At 68.5% G+C, this 14,812-nt stretch carries 14 protein-coding genes; 9 read left to right on the top strand and 5 right to left on the bottom strand.

The window, feature by feature from the left end:
- The 3 genes from GSF02_RS12045 (at position 1) to GSF02_RS18625 (ending at position 6,149) form a co-directional block, all read left to right on the top strand.
- Entirely contained in the window at positions 1-2,733 is a 2,733-nt protein-coding gene (locus GSF02_RS12045; RefSeq protein WP_159796585.1) for a DEAD/DEAH box helicase, read from the top strand.
- Between the two features lies 1 nt (position 2,734).
- A complete protein-coding gene (locus GSF02_RS12040; protein WP_235915521.1) occupies positions 2,735-4,864 on the top strand; it encodes a site-specific DNA-methyltransferase in 2,130 nt (709 codons plus the stop codon).
- Positions 4,865-4,934: 70 nt separating this feature from the next.
- Positions 4,935-6,149 carry a GIY-YIG nuclease family protein gene (locus tag GSF02_RS18625; RefSeq protein ID WP_201308900.1) on the top strand — a complete coding sequence of 405 codons (1,215 nt, stop codon included), beginning with the start codon at positions 4,935-4,937 and terminating at the stop codon, positions 6,147-6,149.
- Positions 6,150-6,241: 92 nt separating this feature from the next.
- Here GSF02_RS18625 and GSF02_RS12030 read toward each other — a convergent pair whose 3' ends face one another.
- From GSF02_RS12030 to GSF02_RS12020, 3 genes are all read right to left on the bottom strand, one after another.
- Entirely contained in the window at positions 6,242-7,183 is a 942-nt protein-coding gene (locus tag GSF02_RS12030; RefSeq protein ID WP_159796582.1) for a hypothetical protein, read from the bottom strand.
- Between the two features lie 928 nt (positions 7,184-8,111).
- Positions 8,112-8,405 carry a helix-turn-helix domain-containing protein gene (locus GSF02_RS12025; RefSeq protein ID WP_159796579.1) on the bottom strand — a complete coding sequence of 98 codons (294 nt, stop codon included), beginning with the start codon at positions 8,403-8,405 and terminating at the stop codon, positions 8,112-8,114.
- 75 nt (positions 8,406-8,480) lie between these two features.
- Positions 8,481-8,720 (bottom strand): helix-turn-helix domain-containing protein, encoded by a 240-nt coding sequence (locus GSF02_RS12020; protein ID WP_159796576.1) that lies wholly within the window; start codon positions 8,718-8,720, stop codon positions 8,481-8,483.
- A gap of 105 nt (positions 8,721-8,825) precedes the next feature.
- On the opposite strand from GSF02_RS12020, the gene GSF02_RS12015 reads away from it, so the two are divergent.
- Complete coding sequence (locus tag GSF02_RS12015) at positions 8,826-9,380, top strand: hypothetical protein (protein WP_159796573.1); 555 nt, start codon at positions 8,826-8,828, stop codon at positions 9,378-9,380.
- A gap of 639 nt (positions 9,381-10,019) precedes the next feature.
- Here the strand turns inward: GSF02_RS12015 and GSF02_RS12010 are convergent.
- Positions 10,020-10,469, bottom strand: coding sequence for a hypothetical protein (locus GSF02_RS12010; RefSeq protein ID WP_159796570.1), 450 nt, complete (start codon positions 10,467-10,469; stop codon positions 10,020-10,022).
- A gap of 233 nt (positions 10,470-10,702) precedes the next feature.
- Between GSF02_RS12010 and GSF02_RS12005 the strand changes: the two genes are divergently transcribed.
- The 3 genes from GSF02_RS12005 (at position 10,703) to GSF02_RS18895 (ending at position 12,813) form a co-directional block, all read left to right on the top strand.
- On the top strand, positions 10,703-11,266 hold the full coding sequence (locus GSF02_RS12005; RefSeq protein WP_159796567.1) for a recombinase family protein: 564 nt from the start codon (positions 10,703-10,705) through the stop codon (positions 11,264-11,266).
- A gap of 69 nt (positions 11,267-11,335) precedes the next feature.
- Complete coding sequence (locus GSF02_RS12000) at positions 11,336-11,800, top strand: hypothetical protein (protein WP_159796564.1); 465 nt, start codon at positions 11,336-11,338, stop codon at positions 11,798-11,800.
- Positions 11,797-12,813, top strand: a complete 1,017-nt coding sequence (locus GSF02_RS18895) for a zeta toxin family protein (RefSeq protein ID WP_235915520.1) — start codon at positions 11,797-11,799, stop codon at positions 12,811-12,813. The genes GSF02_RS12000 and GSF02_RS18895 overlap by 4 nt, the downstream gene beginning before the upstream one ends.
- Before the next feature lie 70 nt (positions 12,814-12,883).
- Here GSF02_RS18895 and GSF02_RS11990 read toward each other — a convergent pair whose 3' ends face one another.
- Positions 12,884-13,222, bottom strand: a complete 339-nt coding sequence (locus GSF02_RS11990) for a hypothetical protein (protein WP_159796561.1) — start codon at positions 13,220-13,222, stop codon at positions 12,884-12,886.
- Between the two features lie 269 nt (positions 13,223-13,491).
- Between GSF02_RS11990 and GSF02_RS11985 the strand changes: the two genes are divergently transcribed.
- A complete protein-coding gene (locus tag GSF02_RS11985) occupies positions 13,492-13,890 on the top strand; it encodes a MobC family plasmid mobilization relaxosome protein (protein ID WP_159796558.1) in 399 nt (132 codons plus the stop codon).
- Positions 13,890-14,812 (top strand): relaxase/mobilization nuclease domain-containing protein (locus GSF02_RS11980; protein WP_235915519.1); only part of this gene is annotated, 923 nt, incomplete at its 3' end. The genes GSF02_RS11985 and GSF02_RS11980, both read left to right, overlap by 1 nt.

Below are 14,812 nucleotides of genomic sequence, written 5' to 3'. Positions count from 1 at the left end.
GTGAAGTACCAGCTGTTCGACTACCAGGACGACGCCGTCGCAGCCATCTCCCGGCACCTCATCCGCGCGAATCGCGACCACATCGAGGACCCTGACGAGCTGTCCGCTGTCGTGCTCGCCGCGCCGACCGGCGCCGGCAAGACTGTCATCGCGACCGGGGTGATCGAGGCGTCGCTCGACCTGGACGAGGCGACACCGGGCGTCGACGGCGCGACGTTCCTGTGGGTCACCGACGACCCGTCGCTCAACCGGCAGACCTTGCAGAAGATGATGGACTCCTCGTCCGACATGGACCTGGGGCTGCTGAGCATCATCGAGAACGACTTTGACGCCGAGGTCTTCGAGCCCGGCCGCGTCTACTTCCTCAACATCCAGAAGCTGTCCGCGAACGCGAACCTGGCCAAGTCCCGGGTCGACGGGCGCACCTACTCCCTGTGGGAGACGATCGCCAACACGATCACCCAACGCCCGCACGGGTTTGTCGTGGTGATCGACGAGGCACACCGCGGCACGACGAACACAGCAGCCGCAGGCCGCACACGTGAGACGATCGTTAGCCAGATCATCGGTGGCGGCACCACCGGCCGACCCGCCGCCCCGGTCGTGTGGGGGATCTCCGCAACGCCCCGCCGCTTCGTGGCCGCGATGAACGAGGCGGGGCGCACCACCAAGCAGCACACCGTGCGGATCGAAGACGTGCGGGCCTCCGGACTGCTCAAGGAGCAGATCGTCGTGGGCCACACGCAGGGGGTCGACGCTGCGGAATCGGCCCTGGTTCGGTTCGCCGTCCAGCGCGTGCGAACCTACGACGCGAAGTGGGCCGCATACACCGCCGCGACGGGCGAACCGCACGTGCATCCCGCCCTAGTCATCCAGGTTGCCGACAAGCCGACGTCGGCCGAGCTCGGCGCCCTCATCGCGACCGTGCTCGAGGAGTGGCCGGAGATCTCCTCGGATGCGATCGTGCACACCTTCGCCGACCACGCCGCGGTCGACGCCGGCGGCCTGCACATCCCGTGGTGCCCGCCCGAGGACATCCAGGACCGCACCGAGGTCCGCGTGGTGCTGTGCAAGACGGCGATCACCACCGGATGGGACTGCCCGCGAGCCGAGGTGCTGCTGTCCTTCCGGGTCGCCAAGGACCTGGACCTGATCACCCAGATCATGGGCCGCATGGTCCGCACACCGCTGGCCCGGCGGATCGACACTGACCAGGACCTCAACGCGGTCCACTGCATCCTGCCAAAGTTCGACAAGGCGGCGGTCGAAGAGATCGCCGAGCGGTTCAAGATCGGCGACGACGAGACCCTCGCCGCCGGCGCCACCGTGATCACGGACGCCGTCGAGCTCACGCGCAACCCCGTGCTTGGCTCGCTGACGGCACCTGTCACCGCGGTCCCGTCACCGCGGAGCGCGTCGGGCGCCGAGGACGCCGATCAGTTTGGCCTGGCCGAGGAGGGCACACCGGCCGGTGACCGGACCGCTCCGGCCTCGACGTCACACCCTGCCCCCGTGGCGCTGTCGACGTCGCCCGCAGCCACCGACGCGGCACAAGGCGGGCTGTTTGACGCCGCTGCGGAGCCCGTCCACGATCTCACCGCCGCCGAGTCGTCGGTCTTCGACGTCATCGGCGCGCTGACCTCCTACACGATCCCGCGCCGCATCCACCGCTCGCCGGTATCGCGGCTGATGCAGATGGCGATCCTCCTCGCCGGTGAGCACGACGGCATGGTCATCGACGCCAAGGCCCCCGTGAAGGCGCGCATCGCGCTGCTGTCGGTGATCGATGAGCACCGCGCTGTCCTGGCCGAGTCGGGTGAGCTGGAGGACCTCGTGCGCGGGGCGGGCACCACGCGGCTGTTCGAGCGCACCGTCGGCTTCGCCAACCCGAACTCCACGCCCGTCGATACGACGTCCGCCCTCGTGCTGGACGCTCGCGGCATCCAGATCCTGATGAAGCGCGCCGCGGCGGCGCTGCCCGAGGGGCTGGCCAACTGGTATGTCAAGCGCCTGGCCGAGCGGGACGAGCAGGTGCGCGAGGCACAGCTGACCACGATCGCCCTCGCCGGCGACCCCACCCTGCTGCCTGACCTGGAGAACCGGGCGTCCTATCAGGTGGAGCAGTGGTTCAAGGAGTACGGGGGTGCAATCACCCGTTTGCCCGCTCCTGAGCAGGAGTCGTTTGACCGGATCAAGCGCGAGTCCGACCGGCCGCTGCCGACCACGATCACGTTGCCGACGACCCGGACCGAGAGCGCGTCCGGAACGGCCTGGGAGCGACACATCCTCTCCGACGCCGAGGGACTGTATCGGACGGACCTGCAGGGATGGGAAGAGCACGTGCTGCGCACCGAGCTCGGGGCCGGGGCCACAGCCTGGTACCGCAACCCGGCGACCGGGCGGCACTCCCTGCAAATCCCGTACACCACTGCGCAGGGCGTCCGGGGTCTGGCGCCGGACTTCATCTTCGTCCACCAGGTCGGCGGCCAGCTGCGAGCCTCCCTCGTGGACCCGCACGGCACGCACCTGGCCGATGCTGTCGACAAGCTCAAGGGGCTCGCCGAGTACGCCGCTAAGCACGCCGAGGACTACCACCGCGTCCAGTCGATCGCGCTCGTCGACGGTGAGTACTTGATGCTCAACCACCAGGACGCGAGCATCCGCAACGCGATCGCGGCGTTTGACGGCACCGACTCGCGCGAGCTCTTCCGCGCCCACGGGACGAGGTACTGACGTGGCCCACATCGACAACTTGATCGAGTCGATCAAGGACCCCCACCTTCGCGCGGCCCTTCGCGCCGAGTACGACAAGGTCACCAAGAACCGCCGACTCGGCCTGGTCTTCGACCGACACATGCCCGAGTCCGTCGCGCTGCCGGGCTTCGCGATCCGCGCCGGCGAAAAGGTCCAGGTTCTCGCCGAAGGCTCCGACGACCCCACCGAGCTGGACGGCACCGGGATCTGGACCGTAGCTAGCGTCGAAGGCGAACTCGCACGACTGCGTGACGGGAACGGCGAAACGCGCGAGGCACCCGTCAGTCGGCTGGTCGCCACCCGCGAGTTCGGCGACCCCATCTACCCGGGACTGGTATCGACCGGTGCTGTGGTGCGTGGTGGTGGTACCGAGGGCGACGATGGCGGCAAGCCGTTTCACACGGTCATTAACGCCGAGAACTACCACGCACTCGAGGCGCTGCTCTTCGCCTACGAGGGGCAGATCGACGCCATCTACATTGACCCGCCCTACAACACCGGTGCCCGGGACTGGAAGTACAACAACGACTACGTCGACGACGCAGACCCCTACCGCCACTCGAAGTGGCTTTCGTTCATCGAGCGGCGTCTCCTCCTTGCCAAAAGGCTCCTGAACCCCGCCGATTCGGTTCTCATCGTCACGATCGACGAGAAGGAGTACGCAAGACTTGCGCTCCTGCTGGAGCAAACCTTCCCAGCAGCTCGGATCCAGATGGTTTCGGCCGTGATCAACCCGGCCGGAGTTAGCCGACCGAGCAGTTTCGCGCGAACGGACGAGTACGTCTTCTTCGTCCAGTTTGGTGGCTCTCGTGTAACTCCGCTTCCCCTCGGCGATGAGTGGCGGCTCAACCCTGACGACAAGCGCACGACGCGGATGCTCTGGTCGATGCTCATCCGCACGGGCACCAACGCTCGGCGGGTCGACCGTCCAAACCTGTTCTATCCCATCTTCATCAGCGAGGACGGCACGACCCTCGCCGGGGCCGGCGACTCGGTTCCGCTCACCACGCCTCGAGAAGAGATCCTCGCGCCACCAGGGACCGTGGCGGTGTGGCCGATCCGGAGAGACGGTACAGAGGGCAACTGGCAGATTTCGCAAGACCGCCTCCTGGCCGCCTACAGTAAGGGGTACGTCCGGCTTGGACGATTCACAGATCGCGGCATGTCCCTCTCCTACTTGAAGGCTGGGGAGCAGAAGAAGGTCGAGGACGGGACCTACGAGATCACCGGCCACCGCGTTGACGGGTCGGTCATCTCGGACACCGAGTTTCGCTCGATCATCCCGGGCACGGCTTGGCGAATTCCCTCGCACGACTCGTCCCGGAACGGGTCGAACCTGCTCCGAGCGATGATGCCGGATCGAAGCTTCCCGTTCCCCAAGTCTCTCTACGCGGTTGAGGACTCGCTGCGGTTCTTTGTCGCCAATAAGCCCGATGCCGTCGTGCTCGACTTCTTCGCTGGCTCCGGAACAACAGCCCACGCGGTTATGCGCCTGAACAAGCAGGACGGCGGGCGCCGTCGGGCGATCCTCGTGACGAACAACGAGGTTGGACCCGACGAGCAAGCGACGCTGCGGGCCCGCGGCCTGAAGCCCGGCGATGAGGAATGGGAGGCACTGGGAATCTGCGACTACGTCACGAAGCCGCGCATCAGGGCTGCCATTACCGGCACGACGACCACGGGCGAACCAATCAAGGGCGACTACCGCTTCGTCGACGAGTTCCCAATGTCGGAGGGGTTCGCTGAGAACGCGGAGTTCTTCACACTGACGTATGAAGATCCTGCGCTAGTTTCGCTCGGCCGGCGGTACGGGGCGATCGCACCGTTGCTGTGGTTGCGCGCTGGTGCGGTCGGTGAACGGATCGAGAAGGTGGCGGAGGAGGGCTGGGCGATCCCGTCGGGAGCCGTCTACGGCGTGCTGTTCGACACCACGGCGTGGGGTCCGTTCGTCGCAGCGGCTGCCAAGCGCGAGGACCTAACGCACGCGTTCATCGTGACGGACTCGGTCGCGGAGTATCAGCAGATCGTCGCGAAGCTGAATCCCGCGCTCAAGACGACTCGCTTGTACGCGGACTACCTGCGCAGCTTCGAGATCAACACCCGGCGATGAGGCACGCGAGCGTCTTGCTGCTTGCAACCTGTGACGTGTGCACCAGCGCCCCATGCGACTGGGGTGACGCATGAGCGCCCTCCACGCCAAGGAAGCACTGCTCGCGCCGAATCGTGCGACGAGTCAGGTGGAGGCGCTCGGAAGTCCGTCGTCCGTCCCCGCCGAGCCGGGCGTCTATGCCTGGTATTTCGACATTTCGCCGCTCGAGGCGCTCCCCGAAGGAGTTTACGAGAACGAACTGGGGCACCTGCTCTACGTGGGAATCGCGCCGCGCAAACCGCGGTCTCGGGACGGCCGGCCAAGCAGAGAGAATCTCCGTAAGCGCATCCGCGAGCACTTTAGTGGTGACGCCTCACGCTCGACGCTGCGGTTGACCCTGGGCTCGCTGCTCTCGGATGAACTCAAGCTCCAGCTGCGCCGCGTCGGCGCCTCCGAGCGCCGAACGTTCGGTGAGGGGGAGGCGGTGCTGTCGGATTGGATCGCGGAACATGCCCGCGCCTGCTGGTACGTAGACCGGAGGCCGTGGGACATCGAATCGGCCCTCATAGCTGATCTAGTCCTGCCGCTGAACCTCGCCCAGAACGAGCACAGCCCCCTGCGCGCAGCCGTCTCTGCGGCCCGGCATTCCCAGCGCCAGACCGCTGACATGCTTCCGGTCCTGCCGGCCGGCGTCCTACGGGCGCCCGGGCTCGGGGATGGCCGAGATATGGTCGCGGACGTGACGAGCGTCGACTCTTCTCTACCAGGGACCTACCGGGTCGCTGACGCATCACCGGTCAAGTTCTCCGAGGCGATGGCGGTGTGGATCCCGCTGGCGTACCAGGAGCTCGTCGCCACCGCGCGTAAGTACCACGCCGTGATCACGTACCGAGAGCTGAGCGACCAAGTGCAGGAGCGATCCGGGATCCGCACGCGCGTGCTGCTCACGAACTGGATTGGCAAGCTGCTCGAGGAGGTCGCCGTCCTCGCCAAGACGAACGGTGAGCCGCCCCTGACCTCGCTGTGCGTCCACCAGGACGGCACGATCGGACCCGGCTACGCCAAGGCACCTAGGTCAGTGGTCGACGAACCCGGCGACGACATCGAGCACTACGCCGCAGAGCACAGGCTGCTTTGCTATCGCAAGTACGCGGAGGATCTGCCCGACGACGGTGGACGGCCAGCTCTAACGAAGGCAGAGGCGGAGCGCCGGGCGCGCAAGACGGCGAAAGAACCTGCGCGACGGCCTGAGTGCCCGACATGCTTCACCACGCTGCCTGCGACTGGTGTCTGCGACTACTGCTGACCTAGTGCTTCCGGAGCGTACTGGCCGCCGATAATAACCCTTATGTCCGACATGGCTTTTTCGAGCTGCCCGCTGCCCTGGCTCTGCGGGTCTCAGCGAGGGAACTTCTTGGGCTTGAACCCATGGGCGGCGAACAAGTCCTCGACGGCTGCGGCGCTCGGTGCGGTCGGCGGATCAGGAACTGGGTTGACGGGAACTACGGCTGGGTCTTCAAGCCGGCTCAGATCGAGCCGGTAGGTGTTACGCAGCCGACGGAAGTCGAAGGCGTTGCGCGACGCCGACTGCCGTCGGGCCGTCGCGATGCCGGCGGCACGTAGTTCGCGCAGTCCCTTGCTGCGCGTGTCCTCGCTCAATCCATACAGGGCCTCGGCGCGCTCAGGGCTGAACCACAGATCGGTCTTCTCGGGATCACGAGGGCCAAGTTCGGTCAGGAGAATTAGGAACATCGCGATGCCCGCGCCAGACAAGGCTGCCAGCCAGCCCGAGGTCCAGAACGTGTCGGGAATTTGGATGTAACGGTGCGGGTTCTCGAACCCCAATGAGCGGCTGGTGTTGAAGGCGCGCCCCGGCAACGTGTACTTCTCGCCCTGGCCCCCCTCGTTGAGCAACGTGATCCGGCTAGGTTGACCGGGCTGGGTCGTCACGCTGACAAGCTTGGCCTCGGCCAGTGCGTTGATCGCTTGCCGAATCCTGCGGGTGCCGCTGATGTTGGGGTCGCGCAGATCAAGAAGTGTCGCCCACGCGCGGGCTGGGTAGGCCAGGTCGTGCGGCGGTGCCGCCGCGAACCATAGGAACGAAAGCTCCAGCTTGAGTCGGACATCCCCTCCCCGGCCACCGCGAAGAAGCTTAGCCATCGGCGCCGGCTCGTTTGCGCTGCGGACCACCGTGTCGCGCTGCTCCAGGAAGACCGCTCGGACTGGCGCTGTCGTGCGCCGACCGACCCGGTTCTTGATGACGGCGGCAGCCTCGAGCGCGGCCGCGCTCGCTCGCCGCTCGGTCGGGCGTTCCGCTCCGTCATCTCCACGGGTATACACAGATCTACCTCAGACATATCGTAGTACCGGGTGACAGGGTGAGCCTATCACCCGGCCGGTAGGTAGGGGTGTGTCCGGGAGGAACCGTGCGCTGCCCGGTGGCTCCGTGGTACTCCTCCGGGGCGGTCGGTAGGTGTCCAGGGTGGCCCCCGCGCACCACCTCCGCAAACTGTGCTACAGTTCACGCAGGCCGAGTCGACCTGACGACCAGGTGGAGAGCATCCGTGGATGCACTGACCACCCAGGGACCAGGAGGCGGAGCTGAGCGGTGGTCGCGGCCACGGCTCGTCCGGGTGGTCCCACACAGATCGGCATCACGCCGAGGGGCTCCGGCTAGCCGGTGACCGCGACCACCGCGGCGCTACCTGGCCCAGTGCCGTGGGGGCGGGACTCGCGCCCGCGCCCCCACGGTCTTCGGCCTACACCCGCTGCGAGATGGTCCCGCCTGGGTCGCTGTCGGCGCGCCGCTTGGTCATGAACTCTCCACTACCGGCGTCCCGGTAGACAGTCCGCCGGTTCGACGTGCCCGACCCCACGCGCTCGGTCGTCGTCTTGCCGGGCCACCTGGCGGCCGCGGCCTTCGATACAAACTTCCCGGAGCCAGCACTCCGGTGGACGGTGCGCCCCATGCGCCTGCCTCCTTCTGGACCTTGTCGTCCCTCGGGAAGCTGCCGGGCCGATCCCTCCGAGCGGCGTTCCCGAGAGGCGTCGCCCGGAGTTAGTCTCGTGGTTCACCTGCCAGTGAGCGCGAGAGTCCGGATCGGCATGAGCCCGTTTCGGACTCTCCGTGCTTCCGGACGACAGTGTCGCAGGTCATACCCACACCACTTTCTGGACAGACGGATCGTCCCGAGGTCGTTGCTGACCCCAGCTGGACCGGCAGCGAGTTCCGGCACGCGCAGCGGTTCGTGCACGCTCGGTAGCGAGGTCACCGACACGACCTCCCTGGATGGTCGAGAACGGCCGGCGAGGTGTCGATCGCGGGTCTGAGCCTCGGTGCGCCGGCGGGCCGACGTGGCGTGCCGGTACGGTCGAGGCTGCGCCGGATCGCGGTCTGCGTGCGCCCGGTCAGCTCCGCGAGCTCGCGCAGCGACCGGCCGGCGGTGTACTGCTCGGCGACGAATGCGTCCAGCCGCTTGCGCTGGAACCACTGGTTCTGGGTCTTGGTGTCGTACTTGAACGGGCGCAGCGCCTCGAGCGAGGGCTTGGAGGGGTACGCCATGCTCAGACCCTGCCGCGCGGGCGTGGGCAGCGCCAGCGCAGGGCTTTCGAGGCCAGCGCCGGACGCCCAGCGGCGTCATCCATCCTGCGCGTCCGCGGGCGGCTCCTCACCGCCCTTGGACTCAGCGATGCGCCGGCGCTGAGCCTCGTACTGGGCGGCGATGTACTCCTCGAGCTTGTCCCGTTCGATTCGCCATATCCCGCGCCCGCCGATCTGGATCGCCGGCAGCGCCCCGGAGTGCAGCAGGCCGTAGACCTGCCGCTCGGTGATCGCGAGCTCCTCGGCGACGTCCTCGATCTTGATGAACCGGGCCATGGGTCACATGGTGGCAGCGCACGGTCGAGGCACCGCGGGGTTATCCACAGCTGTCGCAGTCGTCCAGTGCAGTTGGTGTGGTCACCGGTCCTTACCCTGGTCCTCGTGCCACGACGCCCGAAGCCGGCCCGCAGCGGCCACGTGTTCGTCGACGAGAGCAAGGCGAAGGACTACTTGCTCGTCGCGGCCGTCGTGCTGCCTGGGCAGCTGGCCGACGCTCGTCGTACGGTGCGTTCGCTGGTGCTGCCCCGCCAGCCGCGTCTGCACATGAAGAAGGAAAGCGACGCCCGGCGCAAGCAGATCCTCGAGGCGTTCGCCGGCCTGGCCCCTGCCGTGACGATCTACCGCGCCGGGACCACCTACCGCACCGAACTCGAGCGGCGCGCACGCTGCCTCGAAGCTCTGGTTGCCGATGCGGCCGAGGCGCAGCACACCCACCTGTACCTCGAGCGTGACGAGAGCCTGGTTCGCCGGGATCGTCAGCAGCTGATCGAGACCACCCGGGCGCTCGGTTGCGCGGACACCCTTGCCTACCGGCACGAGGCCGCGGCGAGCGAGCCGCTGCTGGCGATCCCCGACGCATTTGCCTGGGCGTGGGCCAAGGGTGGTGACTGGCGGCGCCGGTGCGCACCGGTGGTCGACGATGTCGTCGACGTCTGACGCATCTTGCTGCGGCTGGCCGTAGAAAGCGCGAAACCCGAGCGCCACGACCATTCCGGACGGGTCTCGGGTTCACTTCCCGAAGCTCAGCGCAACGGGCTAGGCACAGCGTAGGCGTCGGAAATCCGACGCGCAATGCAGTCAGGTGCAGTCAGGTGCAGTCCGGTACAGCCTGGCGCAGTCCGGTGCAGGGGTTTCAGACGCCCCGCGCTGGACGAGGCGGCACCCTCGGGAGTGCAGAACGAGGCCCCGCCTGCGACCTGGGTGTTCGCCGAATTCTCACCCAGCGCCTCACCCAGTTCCGAGCAAAATTCACCCACGGCCCAGCGAGGAGACCGCGGAACCGGATGCACGCGGCAGGAAGACACCTTCAGGGCTTCCCCGCCCTGAAGGCGGTCCGATTGGGTGGTGGAGTGCACCGCAGGGTCGGATGCGCTCAGGTCGGCTACAAGCAACCCAAGAGCCGTGCCCGTAAACGGTCGTATGTGAACGTTGCGCCCCGGCAGCGCGGCCAGTTCAGGGCTTCGGACGTCCGGAACCGACCGTTTCCGGACGGCGGCGCCGCCTGGGCGATCGGGGCATTCGCGAGATCGGCTCGGCCTCATGCTCGGTCGCGACCCGGCCCGTACGGCCGAAGCATCACCACTCCTCAGGGATCCGGCCGTCGACGGGCGCCGGGATCACGCCCTGGTACGGCGTGAGCGTCGTGTACACGCCCTCCTCGAGGTCGTAGGCATCGCCCTCGCGCAGGAAGAGCATCACCGGCGTCCCGTCGTCGGCGAACGGCCGGAGCGGGTCGCCGCCCGGATACGGAGGGTCCTCGCCGCAGTGATCTGGCATGGGGGTCACGACGATCGGCGAGCCACCGTGGCCGCGGACCCAGTCAGCCACCTCGACCGTCCACGTGTGGGCGTCACCACCCATGACCCTCACGTCGTCGCCCCGCCCGGCGACCGTCCCGATCACGACGGCGTCAGCGTCCGCCGCGGCATCGGCCGGCGTCTTGAAGTCCACCCAGCTAGCGCACCCAGCGGACTGCGTCGACGCACACGCCGCGACAGTCAACGACGCGACGCCCACCACCAGCACGCCGACGAGCGCCCGAGCCCTCCGAGTCATCGCCCAAGCATCGTCGCCGGTGACACACCTGTCACGGATGACGAACCAGCCTCAACCTTGGACTAGTCATACCGTCCAGAAACGCTCGTTTCTGGACGCGCCGAGCTGGACGCGCGACACGCCGGGTGCGATGTGTTCAAAACCCGTGTCCGAAACTCGGGTGTCACGGCCCCCGGCGCCGACGAGTTCCGTACGGTCGTCGCATGCTCCTCGGCTACGAGCGCGTCTCGACCCGCGACCAGTCCCCCGCGCTGCAGCGCGACGCCCTCGTGGCCGCTGGCTGTGACCGCATCTGGACCGAAACGGCGTCGGGGACGCGGGCGGCACGGCCCGAGCTGGACGACCTGTTGTCCAACGCGCGCGCCGGCGACGTGCTGGTGGTCTGGCGCCTGGACCGCCTGGGCCGATCGGTGAAGCACCTCGTCGCGGTGATCGAGTCGCTGGCCGCCCGCGGCATTGAGTTCCGCTCGCTGACCGAGGGCATCGACACCACGACACCGAACGGCCGGCTGACGTTCCACATCTTCGCTGCCATCGCGGAGTTCGAGGCAGCGCTGACAAGAGAGCGAACGCACGCCGGGCTCGCCGCGGCGCGTGACCGCGGTCGCGTCGGCGGGCGCCCCCGCGCGCTGGCCGGCGAGAAGGCTGCTGCGGCCGACCGACTGCTCGAGGCCCCGGGCGCCAGGGTCACCAGCGTGGCCCGGGCCCTTGGCGTGAGCCGCGCGACGATCTACCGACATGTAGCGGCGACTCAGGTGACCGCGTGAGGAGCCATCCGAGGAGCCCTCGCGCATGGCGACCACGTCCTATAAACTCCTCTATAGGAGGTGGTTCACATGTCGATCGCCGAGCCCCCGAGCGTGGATGAGGTGCGGCGGCTGCGTCACCGTCAGGTGGTCGATCGGTTGGACGAGCTGCGCCTGGTGCGGCGGCTGTCGGCCACGATGTCTCAGACCGCGCTGGCCAAGGCGCTGGCCATTAGCCAGCCGGCGGTTAACAACGCGCTCAAGCGGGCCGCGAAGGTGCCCGACGTGCCCGAGGGGTTCTCGGGCGCCAGCCCGTACGAGATCGCTGAGCGCTACGCGGCGGGGATGATCGACCGCGACCGGCTGATCGATGAGCTGGGCCGCTTCCCATACGCCCCGACGCCTACAACCGACGGCTACGACTGGCTGGTCGAGGAGGTCGCCAACACCGTTGGCGAGGTCGGTGACGCGCTCGACGACGGACTGATCGACGAGGACACCTACGACGCGATTCAGCACCGGATCGACGAGTACCGGCAGGCTGCCGCGTCGTGACCGAGGAGTCCATGACCCCGACCGACGCGCATCGTGAGACGGTCCGGGCGTACTCGCGTCCGGGTGGACCGCTCGACCCGGCCGGGCCGAACGCGACGACGGCCAACCCGCGCTGGTTCTTCGGACACGACGTGCGACGGCGGACGCGTGAGCGGCGCGCGCTGCACCGCCGCCTGCTGGACGAGGCGCGCGCGGAGCATCCCGCAGCGCGGGCTGAGCGTCGCGCGATCGTGCTGGCCGGCCCGCCGGGAGCGGGCAAGTCGACGGTGCTGCGGGACGTGCTGGGAGTGGACGCGTCTGCGTGGGTGACCATCGACGCTGACGAGTTCAAGCACAAGCTGCTGCGCGAGGCGCTGGCGGACGGATCGTACGAGGACTTCCTGAAGCCGGCCGCGGTGGCGGAGCGTGAGGCGGCCGGCGAGCCGTTCTACCCGCTCGAGCTCGCGTCGCTCGTGCACGAGGAGTCGTCGTTCCTGGCTAAGCAGATGCGGCACGAGGCGATGGCCGAGGGGCTGAACGTGGTGATCGACTCGGTGCTGTCGAGTCCGGACAAGGCGGTGGCGCTCGGGCAGCACCTGGCCGCTGCGGGCTACCGCGTCGAGGTGATCGACGTCGAGGTGCCGTACGAGCTGTCCGAGCAGCGCATTGCGCAGCGCTGGCGCGAGTCGTATGAGAACGCCGTCGCGACCGGTGAGGGGCTGGGCGGGCGCTGGGTGCCGAGCGCATACGCGCGGGAGGTCTTTGACGCGCAAACCGGGCGCGCTAGGTCGCAGGAGTCTGCGCTGCGCCTGGCGCAGGAGTGCGGGGCGGTGACGCGGTACCGGCGCTTCTGGACGCCGAGCAACGACGCGACTCGCATCGTCGAGGTCGACCGTGCGCGCGCCGTCGAGAACGGTCCGTTGATCGACATCGCTGCAGTTGACGCGCTGCGCACGGCGCGCACTGGGCGCCCCGACCGCGTGCGCCCGGCACGCAGGCCCGGCCAGGAGGCTGACGGCGCGCACGAGCGCTGACCGCCAGGGCGAGAGGGGCGCCAGACCGATCGGTCTGGCGCCCCTCTCGCATCCGTCACGGTGACGTCGTTCAGGCGGCCGAGCCCTCGTCGCCGGCGGTCGCCGCATCCGTCTGAGGCGTGGGTGCGGTCGAAGCGCTCGAACGCCGGCGACCCGATGAGCGCCGCGGGCGCGTCGGGGCTTCGACACCCACCGTCTTGAAGACGCGCTTCAGTTCGTCGTTCGTCCAGCCCGCCTTGAGCGCGTCCTGGAAGGCCGCGGCGTACTGACCCTCCGCTGCTTCCAGCGCTGCGCGCGCCTCGCGCACCTTGCCCGCCGCAGCGGCCAAGGTGCGGCCGGCTTCCATGCGGCCGTCGATGAGTTCGTGCAGCTGCCGGGTGTACTCGTCAACCGTGTAGTCATCGCTCATGCGGGGACCATAGCGGGCCGGTGTGACGTCAGCGCTCCGACGATGAGGCAAGCCCCAAAGCGGGTGCGAAGCGCACGCCCTCTTGGGCGCTGCGCGGAACCGCGCGTCGTCGTCGACACCGCCCACAAGCAGCACCATGCGGAGCAAGCTATACACTTACGTGCTGTAAGTGGCTCGATCGGTGGAAGCCTGCGGCGCACCGATGGCACACTCGCGAGTGTGGTCCCCACTGTCGTGGGGTCGCTGCGCTGGGCTGGAAGGACTTGGACGTGGACGACGAGGCGACGCGGGCACGGTCGCGTGGGCGTCGTCGTCGTGCCAACGTCCCTGGCGGACGGCGGCACTTCCACCGCGTGGGCGTAACGCCGGAAGAGGAGGCGCTGCTTGTGCAGCGCGCAGCGGCGGCACACGTGACGGTGCCGCGCCTGCTGGTCGAGGCGGCGCTGTCGGAGACCGGCGAGACGGCCACCGACCGGTCCGAGCTGCGCGCCGAGTTCTTCCACGCACGCCGACTGCTGGCTGCGGTGTCGAACAACCTCAACCAGATCGCGAAGGCGACGAACGCCACCGGCGAAGTTCAGGCCGACCTCGAGTCGACGCTGCACGCGGTGCGTGCTGTCGCAGAGAGGTTGGACCACGCGCTGCACGGGCTGGGTGAGCGCTCGTGATGCCGAACATCACCCGCGGCGATCGCGTCGCCGGCGTCATGGTGTACCTGGTCGGCAAGGGCCGACACAACGAGCACACCAACCCGCACGTCGTGGCCGGACACGACGTGGTGGTCGAGCAGGCCGGCGGGCGCCAGCTGGACGTCGACGACGCCCTCGACATTGCCAACGAACTCGACCTGCCCCGCAAGGTGTTCGGCACGCGCGTCACGGTGCCGGTGCGAGAGTGGCGCGAGGACGCGCAGGCGAACGTGAAGGTGGGTGAGAAGGACGCGCACGTGTGGCACTGCTCGCTGTCGCTGCGCGCTGACGAGGGCGAGCTGAGCGACGAGCAGTGGCAGGCCATCGCGACGGACTTCGTCACCGAGATGGGTTTTGCCGCAGACGACGAGTCGGGCACCGCGGGCTGCCGCTGGGTTGCCGTGCGACACGGTGTGTCGAGCGCTGGGAACGACCACGTGCACATCGTCGTGAACCTGGTGCGCGAGGACGGCACCAAGGCGCGCGTGCACAACGACCAGCCCCGCGCGCAGGCCGCGGCGAACATGCTTGAGCACCGCTATGGGCTCCGGGTGCTCGAGTCGCGTGAGTCGGGGCGCGGCATGCAGGCCGGCGCTAAGCCGGCGGAGCAGGCACGCGCCGAGCGCGCCGAGCAGCCGGCCCCGATGCGCGACGAGCTGCGGCGGCGGGTGCGGGCGGTGGCCGCCGACGCGAGCAGCGAGCGGGAGTTTCTGGACGGTCTACGCGACGCGCGCGTGCTGGTGCGCCCGCGTTACGCCGAGGGGGGCAGGGACCGCGTCGTCGGGTACTCGGTGGCGCTGGTGCCGAACGTTGTCGACGGGCGTCGCGAAGCACCCGTGTGGTTCGGTGCCGGCCGTCTGGACAAGGCGCTGGCGCTCGGCCAGCTGCGGGCGCGCTGGGG

It is taken from the genome of Puerhibacterium puerhi (genome assembly GCF_009846865.1).
Classification (GTDB): domain Bacteria; phylum Actinomycetota; class Actinomycetes; order Actinomycetales; family Cellulomonadaceae; genus Puerhibacterium; species Puerhibacterium puerhi.
The sequence above is the reverse complement of the archived record's forward strand: the minus strand, read 5'-3'. Positions and strand labels throughout refer to the sequence as shown.